The sequence below is a fragment of the Pseudomonas sp. PME37.24/006 genome (assembly GCF_055556635.1).
This window is the reverse complement of sequence record NZ_JBVHNL010000004.1, coordinates 809,182-824,318: the sequence shown is the minus strand read 5'-3', so window position 1 is coordinate 824,318 and position 15,137 is coordinate 809,182. Positions and strand designations below refer to the sequence as shown.

Genomic DNA, 15,137 nt, shown 5'->3' with positions numbered 1-15,137 from the left:
GCGCAGTATGGATACACGTTGTTGTCACTGGGTCATGCGCGTCGCCTTCGCCCTGTGTTTGCCCGCCTCGGCGGCGGCCATGCCGGTCGATCAGGCGGTACGCAACGGGCTGGCCATTCACCCGCAAGTGCGTGCAGCGCTGTCTGAAGTCTCGCGCGCCGAAACCGAGGTGAAGATAGCCAGGGGTGGCTACCACCCATCGCTGTCGCTCTCTGGCGGCCCCCAGGAATTCAACCTGGGCGAGACCGTCTACGACGTCACCGTCTCGCAGATGCTCTACGACTGGGGCCGTGTGGAAAGCCAGGTCGACACCGCCAAGGCAACGCAGCGCCAACTCTCGGCCACCGCCGAGGTGACCCGTGAAGACGCCGCCCTGGATATCGTCGAAACCTACCTGGATGTGCTGGTCGCAGACCGCCGCATCGACGCTGTACGCCGCCATATCCGTATGCTCGACGACATCCGGGCAATGACCGAGGCGCGAGGTGCAGATGGCTATTCGGATCGCAGCGAACAGGATCGTGCCGGCCTGGAAATCTCCCGCGCTCAGGAGCAGTTGGCACTGGAAAAAGGCGCACGGCTCGATGCCGGCAACCAGTTCAACCTGCTGGTCGGAGCACCACCGGAGGGTCTTGCCGAGCCCCGTCCGCCCTCCATGCAGCGCTACCTGGCGACACGAGACCTGCCACGCATCATCAGCAGCTCGCCGCTTTATCAGCGCGCCGTGGAAGATACCAGCCTGGCCGAGGCCGAGTTGCGCGGCACCAAGGCAGCGCTGCTGCCACAACTGAATCTGGAGGCTTCGGCGACGCGCCGGGAAATCGGCGGGCGCCTGCAGAACGATTCGATGGTCAACCTGCGCCTGCGCATGGACACCATCCAAGGGCTTTCCAACTTCCAGCGCCCCACTGCCGCCGCGCAACGCCTGGAGTCGGCCAGCTGGGGTCAGGACGCCATCCTGCGCGACATTCGCCGCCAATTACAGAGCCTGTTCGATATCGGCGACTCCCTGCTCTGGCGCGAACATGCCCTCGCCGTGCAGGTGAGGGACTCGGAACAGGTAGGCGGTCTTTACCGTGAACAGTTCGAGGTCGGTCGCCGCGATGTGATCGACCTGCTTACCGTACAACGTGAACGCTTCGAGGCTGAGCGCCAGTTGATCGTGCTGCAGGTCGAACGCTTGCGCCTCGAGTACCGTGCCGCCGCGCAGATCGGTCTGCTCGGCCCCCTGTTGGAGAATGGCCTGAATGGATCCTGACAACCTGGCAACAGCGGGCAAGGGAGGCGATCAGGATCCACTGCGCCAGGGTCTGGTGTTGCTCTGCCGCCAGCTCGGCAGACCGGTGACAGGCGCCGAACTGGCCGATGGCATCGCCCTGGAGCAGGGCCGCCTGCCCCTGCGCATGGTCGCCCGCGCTCTGCGCCGTGCGGATATCGTCGCGCGGGTCGCCGAGGAGCCACTCAAGCGGATCGACGATTACCTGCTGCCCGCCTTGCTGCTGCTCGAAGACGGACGCTGTGTGGTGCTGGTCAGCCAGCACGACGAGCACGCCGAAATTCTCGTGCCCCATAGCGATGGTGGCGTACAACGCCTGGCCATCGCCGACCTGCAGAGTATCTACAGCGGCATGGCGGTGTTCGCCAAATGCCGCTATCGCCCCGATGGCCGCGCAGAAGAGTTCGCTAGCCCGACTCACGAACATTGGTTCTACAGCGCGCTCAAGCGTCTGCGTCGCTCCTATATCGAGGTCGCCGTAGCGGCCTTTATCGCCAACCTGCTGGCGATTGCCGCCGCGCTGTTCGCCATGCAGGTCTATGACCGCGTGGTGCCCAACGCTGCCTTCGACACCCTGTGGGTACTGGCCAGTGGCGTGGCCCTGGCCATCGTCCTGGAAAGTCTGTTGCGCGGGCTGCGCGCGCACCTGCTGACGACCTTGGGCAAACGCCTGGATCTGCAATTGTCATCGTTGCTGTTCGATCGGGTGCTCAATACCCGACTGGGCGCCAAGCCCGCCTCGGTCGGTGCCTTCAGCACGCAGATTCGCGAATTCGAATCGGTGCGCGAGTTCTTCACCTCGTCGAGCGCGGCGGTGATCAGCGATCTGCCCTTCGTGCTCATCTTCCTGCTGATCATCGCCCTGATCGGTGGCCATGTGGTCTGGGTGCCTGCGGTCGCGGCGGTGCTGATGGTGTTGCCCGGGCTGCTCGCCCAGGGTCGCCTGGCGCGTCTGTCCCGGCAGAATCTGCGCGAGGGCGCGGTGAAGAACGGCATCCTGCTGGAATCCATCGAGCACCTGGAAACAGTCAAGGCCAGCCGCGCCGAAGGCCGCTGCATGCACCTGTGGGAAACCCTCACGGCGCAGCTCGCCGGCAGCGCAATGAAGACCCAGAGCCTGACCTCGGCGCTTAGCTACGGGGTGAGCACAGTGCAACAGCTCTGCTATGTCGGCGTGGTGGTGTTCGGCGTGTACCGCATCAGCGATGGCTACCTGAGCATGGGTGCTCTGGTGGCCTGCTCGATTCTTTCCGCGCGAACCATTGCGCCGCTGTCACAGATCGCCGGCATTCTCGGCCGCTGGCAGCACACCAAGGTCGCCCTCGAAGGCCTCGACCAACTGATGACCGGACCGGTGGAACGGCCCGCCGGCCAGCGCTTCGTACGCAAGGAAAACCTGGCAGGCGATTATCGACTCGAGCAGCTGCGCCTCAGCCATGATGACGCCCCGCCTATCGTCGACGTCAACGCCCTGAGCATTCGCGCCGGTGAGCGCATCGCCCTGCTGGGCGGCAATGGTGCCGGCAAATCCACCCTGTTGCGCCTGCTTGCCGGGCTGCTCGATCCGAGCTCCGGGCGGGTGATGGTCGACGACATCAGCCTGACTCAGATCGACCCCGCGGATCGCCGCCGGCATATCGGTTACCTGCCTCAAGACATCGCCCTGTTCTACGGCACGCTGCGCGACAACCTCAATCTGGAGGGTGCCGCGGTCAGTGACGAGGAGCTGTTCGAAGCCCTCGACGGCGTCGGCCTGGGCGCCTGGGTGCGCAGCCACCCGCTGGGGTTGGACATGCCCATCCAGGGCAATGCCAGCCTGTCCGGCGGCCAGCGTCAGGCGGTCGGGCTGGTGCGCGTGCTGGTGCAGGATCCGCCCATCGTACTGCTCGACGAACCGACATCCTCGTTCGACCAGACCAGCGAAAAGCAGGTGGTCGAGTACCTGCAGCAGTGGATAACCGGACGTACCCTGATTCTGGTCACCCACAAGAAGGTCATGCTCTCGCTGGTGGAGCGCGCGGTGGTGATGCGTCAGGGCCGAGTGATCATGGATGGCGCTCTGGATCAGGTGGTGCAGGACAACGTGGTGAACGCGCCAGCGGAAAACCGAGGAGGCAACCATGCCATCCAATGATCGCCTGCGCCGACAGCTCGAAGACCCGTTGCTGAGTGCCACCCACCCGCTGTTCCGGCCCCTGCTGTGGACGATTCTGGCTACCGTATTGCTGGCCATCGCGTGGGCTACCTGGGCCGAGCTCGATGAAGTAACGCGCGGCGATGGCCGCGTGGTGCCGTTCACCCGTATTCAGAAGATCCAGAGCCTGGAGGGCGGCATTCTCGATCGCCTGCTGGTCGGCGAAGGCGATCTGGTGGAAGTCGGGCAACCGTTGGTGCGGCTGGACGAAACGCGCTTTCGTACCTCGTTCCAGGAGTCGGCCAATCAGTCGGCGGCCATGCGTGCCACCATCGCACGCCTGGATGCCGAAGTGCTGGGCAAGGATCGCATCGCGTTCCCCGAGGATATCGACCCCGCGAGCCCCCTGGCCCGCTCCGAGCAGGAACTGTTCAAGTCGCGGCGCGACAAACTGCAGGATGGCGTCAGCGCCATCAACCGGCAGATACGCCTCTCGCAGCAGCAGCTGAACCTGGTCGAGCCGCTGGTGGCCAAACGTGCCGTGAGCCAGATGGAAGCGCTCAAGCTGAGCCAGGAGATCGCCACGCTCAACGGCAAACTCACCGAGCTGCGCAGCAGCTACTTTCAGGATGCTTACACCGAGCGGCAGAGCAAGAAGGCCGAACTCAGTGCCCTGGAGCCCATCGTCCAACAGCGGGAAGATCAACTACGCCGTACCGAGATCCTTTCACCGGTGCGCGGCCGGGTGAACACCGTGCTGATCAACACCCGAGGTGGGGTGATCCAGCCTGGCGAGCCGATCATGGAAGTGATCCCCGTGGAGGATCGATTGCTAATCGAAGCGCGGATCAAACCCCGCGACGTGGCCTTCCTGGTGCCCGGCATGCCCACCAAGGTGAAGATCACCGCCTATGACTACAGCATCTACGGCTACCTGAACGGCACCCTTGAACAAATCAGCGCCGACACCATTGCCGAGGAAACGGCACAGGGCAAAGAGTTCTACTACGAAGTGCTGATCAAGACCGACGGCAGCCAGCTCAAGCGTCGCGATGAAATCCTGCCGATAATTCCGGGCATGGTGGCCGAGGTAGATATCCTCAGCGGCAAGCGCACGGTGCTCAACTACCTGCTCAGGCCGCTGCTAAAAGCGCAGCTTTACTGAGGGCCTGGCCAACATTCGCACGGCGGGTGAGGGTGCTTGGTGTTAGTCACAAAGTGCTATGGCGCCGTGCATATCTGCTTGCTATTACATATCTACTGGCAAGCCCTCTGTGTGTCATCGGCATCATCTCCCCGCCGACTTCATGTACAGGTGACCTGTGCCCAGCGGAACCAGCAGCTCGGGTTATACCCGCTGTATGTCCGCCGCATTGAGCGACTGCAACGGCGCGAGGATCAGGGAAGTGCCTCACTCTTCAGAAATACCTTCGGCTCACAAGCAGCGCGGTGCCGTCGCCGTCGAGTTTTCCATCGCCTTCATCATTTTCTTTCTGATTTTCTACGGCCTGGTGGGTTACAGCATTCCTTTCCTGCTTGGCGCCACCTACCAGGAGTTGGCCACCGAAGCCTTGCGAGATGCCATCCACTCGCCCGATACCCGCGCGCCCACGCCGGAACAACTCGCCCTACATCAGCAGCGGGTGTTGCAGACAATGCGTAATTCCTGGCTGCCGGAGGCCTGGACGCAAACCTGCAACGGCTACGACGGCTTCCTGAAAACCGGCACTGTGTGGAGCGTGTGCGTACGCCACGGCAACCCTGAAAGCATCATGCCGCCGTTCTCCATCTTCGGCTGGAAGGTTCCACAGCTGCCCAGCGAGATACGCGGCGAAGCGACCATCCGCTTGTACAACGCAGGGTCGGGGAGCTGAGCATGAGGCGCATTCGATCCGATCTGCAGCGCCAGCGTGGTGCTTTCAGCATCCTCAGCGCCGCGACCCTGGTCATGGCTATCCTGTTTCTCGCCCTGGTGGTGGATAGCGGCCGCCTGTATCTGGAACAGCGCAAGCTACAGAAGCTCGCCGATACCGCAGCCCTGGAATCCATCTCCCGGCTTGAGTCGGGTAACTGCGCTCTCGATACCGCCAAGGCCCATCTCTATGCCCTCGAAAACGCCGCGTCCTACGGCTTTGTAGATGGGCTGACATCGTCCTGCGCGAGCATCGCGATCATCGACGGCCTGCGGGTACCGACAATCGATGCCGGTGGCAGAGCCGTCAGGGTCGTCACCAGCAGCCAGGTGCCTGCCAGCATCATCGTCCGTACCGGTGGTCTGTTCGGCCTTCCCGGCAACTCCACCGTGAACCTGCAAGCCGTAGCGGTGGCCGAGAAAGACAGCGATCCGCTGACGGTATTCAGCGTCGGCGCCCAATTGCTCGACCTCAATGCCAACGGAGCGCTGCCAAGGCTACTGAAAGCCGCCGGGGCAGACATAAGCAGCCTGACGCTACTCGACTCCGAAGGCCTTGCGAATGCTCAGGTGACACCGGGCGAATTACTAAAAGCGCTTGGGGTGGAGGTTGGCATCAATCAATTAAAAGCGCTTACGCCAGAGGGATTGGCAGAATTAGTGGGTACCAAAGTCAATGCGGTCGGCATTCAAAAGCTGATCGATGTATCTGCAAAGCTGGTGACTCATAACGAGGCGTTGGCTGCTGATATCAGAGCGCTTGGTAGCGAGCTGGCCAACTCTACGTTGAAGGACGCCACGGTCAATCTGCTGGCGACCGATGAACGTCCCGGACTGTTGAAGCTCGTCACCGGGCCGGGCCGGGCCGTCGGGTCAGCATTGGATGCCAAACTCGCGCTTGGTGACGTGTTATCCACAGGCCTGATGACTGCCGTTCAGGGGCGCGGTTTGCTGGTGGATCAACTGAATCTTCTCGGGCTGGTGAAGGTGGAGCTTGGCGTAGTAGAACCCCCGGCCATCGGTATCGGCCCTCTAGGAACGACAGCATTCAACGCACAGACTCGCGTGCACATCAATATCGACAGCACGGGTGTTCCTCTAGCGAGCTCGCTGCTCAATATATTGGGCACCTCGATCAAGCTACCTATCATCCTCGACTTGGTGAGTGCCAGGGGCGAAGTGACGGATATCAACTGCTCTCTGGCAGAGCCGGAGGCGACCATCGAAGTCGAGTCCACGGTCGGCAATATCTGTATCGGCAATATGCCCAGCGGCACGCTATGGTCGACCCGCGCCAGTTGCACCGAATCAAACCTAGAGGACGCCAGCATTCTCAGGCTGCTGAACACCGACCTGATCAAGGGCAAGGCTGCAGTGCCACTGATTGGCACCGGCACCAATCCTGTTCGAGATGAGGTGACGCTAGCCGTGGACGAGTCCGATATAACCCAAGTCAATCAGTTGAAGATTGGCGACTCGATCGCCAACCTGCTTTCACAGGTCACCAGAATGATAGGGCTCGGGGTGCCAAAGGGGTCGGACGGCTCTCCAGGCTTTACCGCCGCCCAGGCTGCTCAGATCGCGGATAAATACCTCGCGGCTTACAGCAGCAAGGATGCCATTCGAGCGGCCATGAAAGCGGATGGGCTTAGCTGGCCCAGACCCGTGCTGCTTTTACTGGATACGACGATGCCCGATGAGTGGCACAGTAAATTGAGTCTTATCAACTGCGCCACCAACAAGACTCGCTGTCGCGATGAACTGATTATCTCTTTGCAGACAAAAGCTCAGGGAGGGCTCCTGAACAGCGTCCTGACGGGCCTCGCCACCGCGCTCGGCCTGAGCAGTAACTCCCAGCCCTTGCTACTCACCATCCTGAATCCTGTGCTCGATCTGATAAAACCACTGCTCAACTCCGTGGGCAGCGCGGTCAGCAGTCTGCTAACCAGCCTTGGCCTGGAACTCGGCAAAAGCGAAATCAAAGTCCACAGCATCAGCTGCGGCATCCCGCGCCTGGTTCAGTGAGGTGTGATGTGAAACGCAGCAAACGAAAAACCCAGCAAGGCGCCGTGGCCATCGAATTCGCCATGCTGTTCGGCGTGTTTTTCGTGGTGGTCTACGGGATCATCGCCTACAGCATTCCCATGCTGCTGATGCTGACCTTCAAGCAGGTCAGCGCCGATGCCGCCCGCGCCACCCTGCAGGTCGACCCCGGCAACGCCGCCTACACCCAGTTGCTCAGCCGGGAAGTCACCCGTGTGGTGGAACGCAGCTGGCTGCCGGACAGCTGGCTGGGTGGCAACTGCCCACCACCGGAGCAGGATGCCGCCGGTTTCAGCTGGACCAGCCTGCCCGGCCAGAATGGCCACCCCTCCTATGGCAATATCGCCCTCGATGCCCGCGATCCCAGCGCACCACGCTACGTGCTGCACGTGTGCCTGCAACGCCTCTACAACCACGAGGGCGCCAGCGATCAGAGGGCCATCGTGCCTACCCTGAGGTTGCTCGGTATCAGTATTCCCAGCCTCCCGGAGGAAGGCGGAAATGTGGTGATACGCGGCGCCACGACGGTGACCCTCTAAACAACGTCAGGCGCCGATCACGCCGCCATCGTCACGGCTGATGACCATCACCGAGGAGCGTGGATAGACACCGGGGCGATGATCCGGGAAGGTCGAGCCGCCCTCTTCACCGGGATGCTGAATGCCCACGAACATGGTTTTGTAGTCCGGCGAAAAGGCCAGCCCTGTCACCTCGCAGCCCACCGGGCCAACCATGAAACGGCGGATCTCGCCGGTTTTGGGGTCGGCACAAAGCATCTGGTTGTTGCCCATGCCGGAGTAGTCACCCTTGTTGCTGTACTTGCCGTCAGTCTGGATCCACAGGCGACCGCCGCCGTCAAAGCCGATACCATCCGGGCTATTGAACATGTTGTCGGCATTGATCGCATGGCTACCAGCCTGAGCCGTGCCGGCATGCACAACGGGGTTGCCGGCGACCACGAACAGATCCCATTCGAAATCCGCCGCGGCCGCATCGTCACCGTGCTCGCGCCAGCGCAGGATCTGCCCGTAAAGGTTGTTGGCTCGCGGGTTCGGTCCGCCGACCGGCTGACCCTCCTCGCCACGCTTGCTGTTGTTGGTCAGGGTGCAGTAGACCTGGCCGTCCTGCGGGCTGACGGTGATCCACTCCGGGCGATCCATCCGCGTGGCGCCGACCTGAGTACCCGCCTGACGTGCACGAATCACCACGTCGGCCTGGCTGGCGAAGCCCTTCTCGGCGCTTAGGCCGTTCTTGCCCGCCGTCAGCTCGATCCAGCGGCCACGACCTTTGGGATGATCGGCATTGCCGTTACCTTCGTCGAAACGCGCCACATACAGCGTGCCATGGTCGAGCAGATGACGATTGGCCTTGGCATTGCCGCGATCGAGGCGATCACGGGTGATGAATTTGTAGATGAACTCACCGCGCTCATCGTCGCCCATGTAGACCACCACGCGACCATCGCGGGTGGTGGTCAGGGCAGCGTTCTCATGCTTGAAACGGCCAAGGGCCGTGCGCTTGATCGGTTTGGCTTGCGGGTCGAACGGATCGATTTCGACGATCCAGCCATGGCGGTTCAACTCGTTGGGCGTCTTCGCCACATCGAAACGCGGATCGAAGTGGTGCCATTCGTTTTCCGCGCTGGCATGCAGCACGCTGAAGCGCTTCTGATCGGCAGTGAACTGCAGGCCTGCATCGCTGCTGCCGAAGCAGTCGCTGAAGTTCTCTTCACAGGTCAGGTAGGTGCCCCAGGGGGTCTGGCCGCTGGAACAGTTCTGGAAGGTACCGAGAACCTCGATGCCAGCCGGGTCGGCGGCGGTCTTGAGCAGCTCGTGGCCACGTGCCGGGCCGCTGACGTCCATCGGCAGGTTGCCATGCACCCGGCGGTTGTAAGGCGAGCCCTGAACGAACGCCCAGCCACTGGCACCGCGACGCACTTCGATCACCGTCACGCCCTCGGCATTCTGCGCCTTGCGCACGTCCTCGGTGGATTTCGGCAAACCGCCGTGAGCCAGCAGGTAGCGGTAATTCACGTATTCATTGTTGATGGCCATCAACGCGCGATCCGCGTCGCCCGGCCAGGGAAAGAAACTCATGCCATCGGTGTTGTCACCGAACTGCTGCAGCTGTTCGGCTGCAGTGTTGCTGCCATCGCCCTTGAACGCCGGGCCACTGGCATGCAGCGGCTGGCCCCAACTGATCAATGTGCTGAACGAATAACCGGGCGGCAAGGTGATGGTATCGGCCGCGGACGCAGCAATGTTGTTGAAGCCGAGCAGCGGGCTGCCGACCGTTGCACTGATCGAGTCGGCCAACACGCTACGGCCTAGCAGACCACCACCGAGAAACAATGCGGCGCCAGTCAGCGCGCCTGCGCCGATGAAACGGCGTCGGGAAAGGGTCAAACGTTCAAGGTCAGTCAATTGATCGTCATGCATCACGGTGCTCCTGCTTTCTTCCTGATGCGCAGGGACGCTATGTCACTAACATGACGATTGGATGACGAGTGGTTGCAGCGCGTGTCTGGCCACGGCGAAGTTATCGACAGGCAGAGCGATGTTCACAATTACCGTGACTTAATCTGTGGATAACCTGGTAGCTCTCGGCCAAAGGCCGCACATACTATGGCGTTCAGATATCTGTACAGAATCTGACCAGCTCGGAGCAGTTATACACATCTACTCTGAACAAGCTCTTTAACTATCTGTGGATAAGATTCTGTAGCCCATATATAACGGGACTTTCAAAGCTTTGTATAGTTTTCGATCTATATTCGCAAAGCTATCGAGACCACATGGCTCAATAGCGCCGCGTGCTGATCAACTCATCCAGCACCCGCGAAGCCACCCGAAACACTATCGACGTGTGATCCTCGCCTGCCTCTACATGGAAATCGCTACGCAGCCCGTACTGCGACAGACCTTGCAGGCGCTGCTGCAGGGCGCGGGCATCCTGAATCCCCTGAGGCGCCTCACGATCACCTATCAACAGCGTCAGGCTGCTGTGGATAAGATCCAGCTGACCAGCGTGGGCTCGTCTGAAGAAAGCCTGCTCATGCTCCAGCAGGTAGCGATCACGCCACCACAGACTCGGGCTGATCGCTACCACGTGCTGGAACAACGCGGGCCGGGTGAACAGCGTATAGATGCCAAACATCCCGCCAAAGGAATGGCCGACCAGGCTGCGCTGATCCTGATCGACCTTGAAGCGCTCGGCGACCCTGGGCATCAGGCGTTTCTCGATGAAGTCGAGGAACAGATCCTGCCCACCCTGCGCCGGTGTATTGCGCTCGGCGGGTTGCGGCGGCGACAGGTCGAACGCGCGGCGCTCGAAGTCCAGGGGCGTGTCGCTCGGGTAACCGATGGCCACCAGAATCGAACCACGCAGCCGCTCCTGGGCACGCTTGGCGGCATGGAAGGCCGGAAAGTAGGCATTGCCGTCGAGCAGGTAAATCACCGGGTAGCCGCCGGTGTGGGGCACGTCGCCCTCCGGCAGGCTGATCATGATGCGGTACTCGCGCCCTTGGGCGCTTTTCATCGTCCATTGCTCGGTACCGTCCAGCGCCACCGGCTCGGCCTGGGCGACCGCCAGGCTGCACAGCAGAACCGCGCTCAGCAACGCACGCCACCAGCCTGCTGCGATCACCAGTTGTAGCTCAGGCTGGTGACCACGCTGCGCGCTTCGCCGCGGTAGCAATTGCTGTCCTGGCAATTGATATAGCGCTTATCAGTGAGGTTGCGGGCATTCAGAGCGAGGCGCACACCGTCCAGGCCGCCGCCGAAGTCGTAGTGCACACCGGCATCGATCAAGGTGTAGGCCTCGTTCTTCAGGGTGTTGTCGCCGTTGCCGTAGGTGCTGCCGGTATAACGCGCACCGCCCGACACGCCGAGTCCGAACGGCAGACGGTAATCCAGCCAGAGTGATGCCATGTGACGCGGCACGTTCTTCGGCGCCTTGCCCTGATAGTCACTGTCCTTGGTGACTTCGGCGTCGTTGAAGCTGTAGCTCGAGGTCATTCTCAGGTTATCGCTCAGGTCTGAGACCGCTTCCAGTTCCAGACCGCGAGAAACCTGCTCGCCAGTCTGAACCTGGAAGCTGCTGTTTGCCGGATCCCGCGTCACCACGTTGGTTTGTGTCAGGTGGTACAACGAGGCCGTGAGCAGGGTGCTGCTGCCCGGCGGCTGATACTTGAGGCCAATCTCGTACTGTTCGCCCTCGCTCGGCTCGAACAGTTTGCCAACGGAGTCGGAACCACTCTGCGGCAGGAACGAGGTCGCATAGCTGGCGTAAGGGGCAAGGCCGTTGTCGAACAGATAGAGCGCACCTAGCGATCCGGTAGTAGCCGAATTGCTGGTCTTGCTGTTGACGTCTACGCCGAACTGGTCGCCATTGGAGCGCGCATGCACCCAGTCACGACGTAGCCCAGCGGACAGGCGCCAGCGATCGAGCTCGATCTGATCCTGCAGGTACATGCCTGCACGGTGCTCAAGGCCGTCCCTATCAACCAGAATGTTGTCCGGGTCAGAGATCGGCTGATGGTAGTCAGGCGCATCGAGATCAAGCGACGGAGCAGCACCCGTGGCATACACCAGGGCCGTGTCGAGCCAGGCGTAGTCCACCCCGCTAACCACGGTGTGCTGCAGATTGCCGGTGGCGAAACGGCTCACCAGGCGAGTATCTGTGGATAACGTGGACATATCCTCGTAGCTACCTGCGGTGCTGCGAGGAAGAATGTTGTCGACGCTAACCGGCCCAACATCCAGATACTGGTTGGTGGTATCCAACTGACCGTAACGCAGGTTCTGCTGCAGGCTGAAGGTCTCGTTGAAAGCGTGCTCGAACTCGTAGCCGATCGACCACTTGCGCTGCTCGAGCTTGTCGAAATACTCGTCGCCCTGCCAGATGTTGGTAAGACGGCCACCATCCTGATAGAGCATCGGCGACGCAGCCGTCTGCCGTTCCTGATACTGGGCCAGCAGCGTCAGGCTGGTATCCGGGTCGATCTGCCAGCTCAGCGAAGGTGCCAGCAGGCGCGTGTTGTTGTCCATCTGCTCGATGGAATACTCGGCATCACGATAGACGCCCACAGTGCGGAACAGCACGTCGCCCTCTTCATCCAGCTTGCCGCCGATGTCGAACTGGCCCTGCCGGTGGTTGTAGCTGCCGGCCTGCACCTCGACCTGGTTTTTCGCCAACAGGCTCGGCCGCTTGCTCACCCGATTGACCATACCACCGGGGCTTATCTGTCCGTAAAGCACGGATGCCGGGCCTTTGAGCACCTCGATGCGCTCCAGGCTGTAGGCCTCGATAGAAGGCAAGGCTAACCAACCACTGCCAGCCTGACGCAGACCATCCAGAAAATCCGCGGACTGGGTGGTCTCGAAACCACGAACGTTGATGGTGTCGAACCGCGGATCCAGGCCCGAGCCGCCAACTCGCACGCCCGCCGTATAGGCGACCGCATCCTCGACCCGGTTGACCTTGCGATCGGCGATCTGCTCGGCCGTCACTACGCTGATGCTCTGGGCGGTTTCCAGGATCGGCCGGTCGCTCTTGGTCGCACTGCTGGCGTTGTTGGCGAAATAACCACCCGCCGGTTCGAAGGCACTCTGTGTTGCCGCTGCCTGGATGCTGGTGGCGTCGAGCTGCACACTGGCTTCGGCCTTGCCTGGCAGAACCACGTAACCCGATGTGGTCTTGCGGGCCACTAGGCCGCTGCCGCTGAGTAGCGTCGCCAGCCCTTCCTCCAGCGAGCCGCCACCGGAAAGGCCCGGGCTACTCAAACCGCGAACCACATCAGGGGAATACGACAGGGTGATGCCCGCGCGCTCGGCAAACGCACTCAACGCCTGCTCCAGCGGCCCGGCCGCAATGCTCGGCGCGACGGCAGCGGCAACTGGCAAGGCAGCCTGCACCGTGAGGCTCGCCGTGCCGCCGAGCAAGGCCAGCGCCAGGCAGATGGCACCCGACAATGTACGAGGCTGAGGCTGAAACGGCAGGGGGCTGGCAGAACGCATGACGGTATCCATTGAGAGAGTGATTCCCTCTAACCGGACGAACCGGAAAAGTCCGACATTCGATTTAAAAATCGGGGTTTCATTTATGGTTGTAAGTCGGAAGCGGACGGTCGCGATCTCGTGGGAGGGGCTTTAGCCGCGAGCTCTATTGAAGAGCAAAGAGCTCGCGGCTAAAGCCCCTCCTACAAAAAGAAAGCTCTGCATCCACCGTCCGCTTACGCCTTCAAACAGCCACTCGCGGTCGGCCTCAGGCCACCGGCATCACCCGTACCCACCAGCGCGTACGCTCGACGATCCTCACCGGCAGCAGGTGGGTGATGTTGCGCAACATCACTTCCGGCTCGTCCAGGCGGAAAACTCCGGAAAGATGTAGATCGGCCACGGCGGCATCGCAGCCCAGCCACCCCTTTCGATAGCGCCCCGCTTCGCCCAGGAAGTCGGCCAGGCGAATGTCTCTGACCACCAGCAGACCGCGTGCCCAGGCAAAGGGGTCGATAGGCCCTTGACCGAGGGTGGTCGTGCCGGTCGCAGAAACACCGACTCCCTCGCCGCCCCGCAGCCGCAACTGGCCGGTTGCGGTGGACACCAGCACTTCGCCGCGCTGCACCCGAATCTCGCTGTAATCGTCACGCTCGCGCAGCAGCACGCTGGCATCGCGGCCCTGGCAGGTGGCGAAACGGCAGCGGGCTTGCCAGTCCGCGCCCTCCACCAGCGCCTCGCCAGCGCGCAGGATCAACTCCTGCCCCTCTACGTCCAGAGCGCTGCCGGTGTTGAGCACCACCTCGGCAGCCGCGCCCAGGCTGATGCGCCGACGCTCACCCGTCGCAGTGGCGAAGTCGGCCCGCCAGATGGGCGAGGTCTGCGTCACCAACAGCGTGGCACCGCCCGCCACCAGGCCGAAACCAAGTAACTTCAGCGTGCGTCGCCGGCCCAGGTCGGCTTCGGCACGGCGCAATAAGGGGATGGTGTGCGCGGCATCCGGCAGCTGGCTTGCCTGGAACAGCCCACCCATCTGCTGCAGGCGCTGCCAAGCCAGTCGATGACGCGCATCGCGCCCCAACCATTCCTGCAGTTGCTCATGCACCTCGCCACCAGCGTGATCGCGCAGACGCATCTGCCATTCGATGGCCGCGCATACGATGGCCTCAGGTAAACGCTCGGCGGCTACGCTCACAACGCTGCCTCGAAGCAGCCGCGGTAACAGTGCAACAAAGCGCTTGCCACGTGCCGCTCGACGGTACGGCTGGAAATGCCCAGTTGCTCGGCAATCTGTTGATGGGTCAGGCCGCTGAGCTGATAGAGCAGGAAGGCCTCACGTATGGCGGACTTGAGGCCGTCGAGCAAGGCGGCGATTCGCTCCAGGCACTCTAGTGCTTCGTGGCGTACTTCCGGCGACGGGTGACTGGCTTCGGGCAAATGTGCCAATGCGTCGAGGTAGGCACGCTCCAGCGCATCACGTCGCCAATGGTCGATCACCAGGCCACGGGCGATACGAACCAGCAAGGCGCGCGGGGCGCGATCACTGATCGGCTTGCCACGCGTCAGCAGCCGCACGAAGGTGTCCTGAGCCAGATCCGCCGCCTGCTGCGAACAGCCGAGCGAACGCCGCAGCCAGCCACTTAGCCAGCCGTGGTGCGTGCCGTAGAGAACATCGAGCGGAACGATGGAATCCGTTTCAGGTAGCGACATGGACGCCCTCCGAGGCCGACAAGCGCAAACAACAGCGTGGATATGCTGGCGACCGCGCACATTATT

Annotated in this window: 11 protein-coding genes; 6 read left to right on the top strand and 5 right to left on the bottom strand. The window is 62.0% G+C overall.

Annotated features, from left to right (window positions below):
• Nucleotides 1-7: 7 nt before the first annotated feature.
• The 6 genes from ACZ3GY_RS19900 to ACZ3GY_RS19875 all read left to right on the top strand — a co-directional run bounded on the left by ACZ3GY_RS19900 (nucleotide 8) and on the right by ACZ3GY_RS19875 (nucleotide 7,904).
• Nucleotides 8-1,258 carry a TolC family protein gene (locus ACZ3GY_RS19900; protein ID WP_465911701.1) on the top strand — a complete coding sequence of 417 codons (1,251 nt, stop codon included), beginning with the start codon at nucleotides 8-10 and terminating at the stop codon, nucleotides 1,256-1,258.
• Nucleotides 1,248-3,410 (top strand): type I secretion system permease/ATPase, encoded by a 2,163-nt coding sequence (locus ACZ3GY_RS19895; protein ID WP_465911700.1) that lies wholly within the window; start codon nucleotides 1,248-1,250, stop codon nucleotides 3,408-3,410. The genes ACZ3GY_RS19900 and ACZ3GY_RS19895 overlap by 11 nt, the downstream gene beginning before the upstream one ends.
• Nucleotides 3,397-4,575 carry a beta-barrel domain-containing protein gene (locus ACZ3GY_RS19890; RefSeq protein ID WP_225836869.1) on the top strand — a complete coding sequence of 393 codons (1,179 nt, stop codon included), beginning with the start codon at nucleotides 3,397-3,399 and terminating at the stop codon, nucleotides 4,573-4,575. The genes ACZ3GY_RS19895 and ACZ3GY_RS19890 overlap by 14 nt, the downstream gene beginning before the upstream one ends.
• Nucleotides 4,576-4,816: 241 nt before the next feature.
• Complete coding sequence (locus ACZ3GY_RS19885; protein WP_225836866.1) at nucleotides 4,817-5,284, top strand: TadE/TadG family type IV pilus assembly protein; 468 nt, start codon at nucleotides 4,817-4,819, stop codon at nucleotides 5,282-5,284.
• A gap of 2 nt (nucleotides 5,285-5,286) precedes the next feature.
• A complete protein-coding gene (locus tag ACZ3GY_RS19880; RefSeq protein WP_465911699.1) occupies nucleotides 5,287-7,347 on the top strand; it encodes a pilus assembly protein TadG-related protein in 2,061 nt (686 codons plus the stop codon).
• Nucleotides 7,348-7,355: 8 nt separating this feature from the next.
• Entirely contained in the window at nucleotides 7,356-7,904 is a 549-nt protein-coding gene (locus ACZ3GY_RS19875; protein ID WP_225836860.1) for a TadE/TadG family type IV pilus assembly protein, read from the top strand.
• 6 nt (nucleotides 7,905-7,910) lie between these two features.
• On the opposite strand, the gene ACZ3GY_RS19870 is transcribed toward ACZ3GY_RS19875, so the two are convergent.
• From ACZ3GY_RS19870 to ACZ3GY_RS19850, 5 genes are all read right to left on the bottom strand, one after another.
• Nucleotides 7,911-9,803 (bottom strand): PhoX family protein, encoded by a 1,893-nt coding sequence (locus tag ACZ3GY_RS19870; protein WP_465911698.1) that lies wholly within the window; start codon nucleotides 9,801-9,803, stop codon nucleotides 7,911-7,913.
• A 361-nt stretch (nucleotides 9,804-10,164) separates the two neighbouring features.
• Nucleotides 10,165-11,010, bottom strand: a complete 846-nt coding sequence (locus ACZ3GY_RS19865) for an alpha/beta hydrolase (RefSeq protein ID WP_465911697.1) — start codon at nucleotides 11,008-11,010, stop codon at nucleotides 10,165-10,167.
• Nucleotides 11,007-13,382, bottom strand: coding sequence for a TonB-dependent siderophore receptor (locus ACZ3GY_RS19860; RefSeq protein ID WP_465911696.1), 2,376 nt, complete (start codon nucleotides 13,380-13,382; stop codon nucleotides 11,007-11,009). Before ACZ3GY_RS19860 ends, ACZ3GY_RS19865 begins: the two co-directional genes overlap by 4 nt.
• A 247-nt stretch (nucleotides 13,383-13,629) precedes the next feature.
• Nucleotides 13,630-14,556 (bottom strand): DUF4880 domain-containing protein, encoded by a 927-nt coding sequence (locus ACZ3GY_RS19855; RefSeq protein WP_465911695.1) that lies wholly within the window; start codon nucleotides 14,554-14,556, stop codon nucleotides 13,630-13,632.
• Nucleotides 14,553-15,071: a sigma-70 family RNA polymerase sigma factor gene (locus ACZ3GY_RS19850; protein WP_465911694.1), complete on the bottom strand. Its 519-nt coding sequence runs from the start codon at nucleotides 15,069-15,071 to the stop codon at nucleotides 14,553-14,555. The genes ACZ3GY_RS19855 and ACZ3GY_RS19850 overlap by 4 nt, the downstream gene beginning before the upstream one ends.
• Between the last annotated feature and the right edge of the window lie 66 nt (nucleotides 15,072-15,137).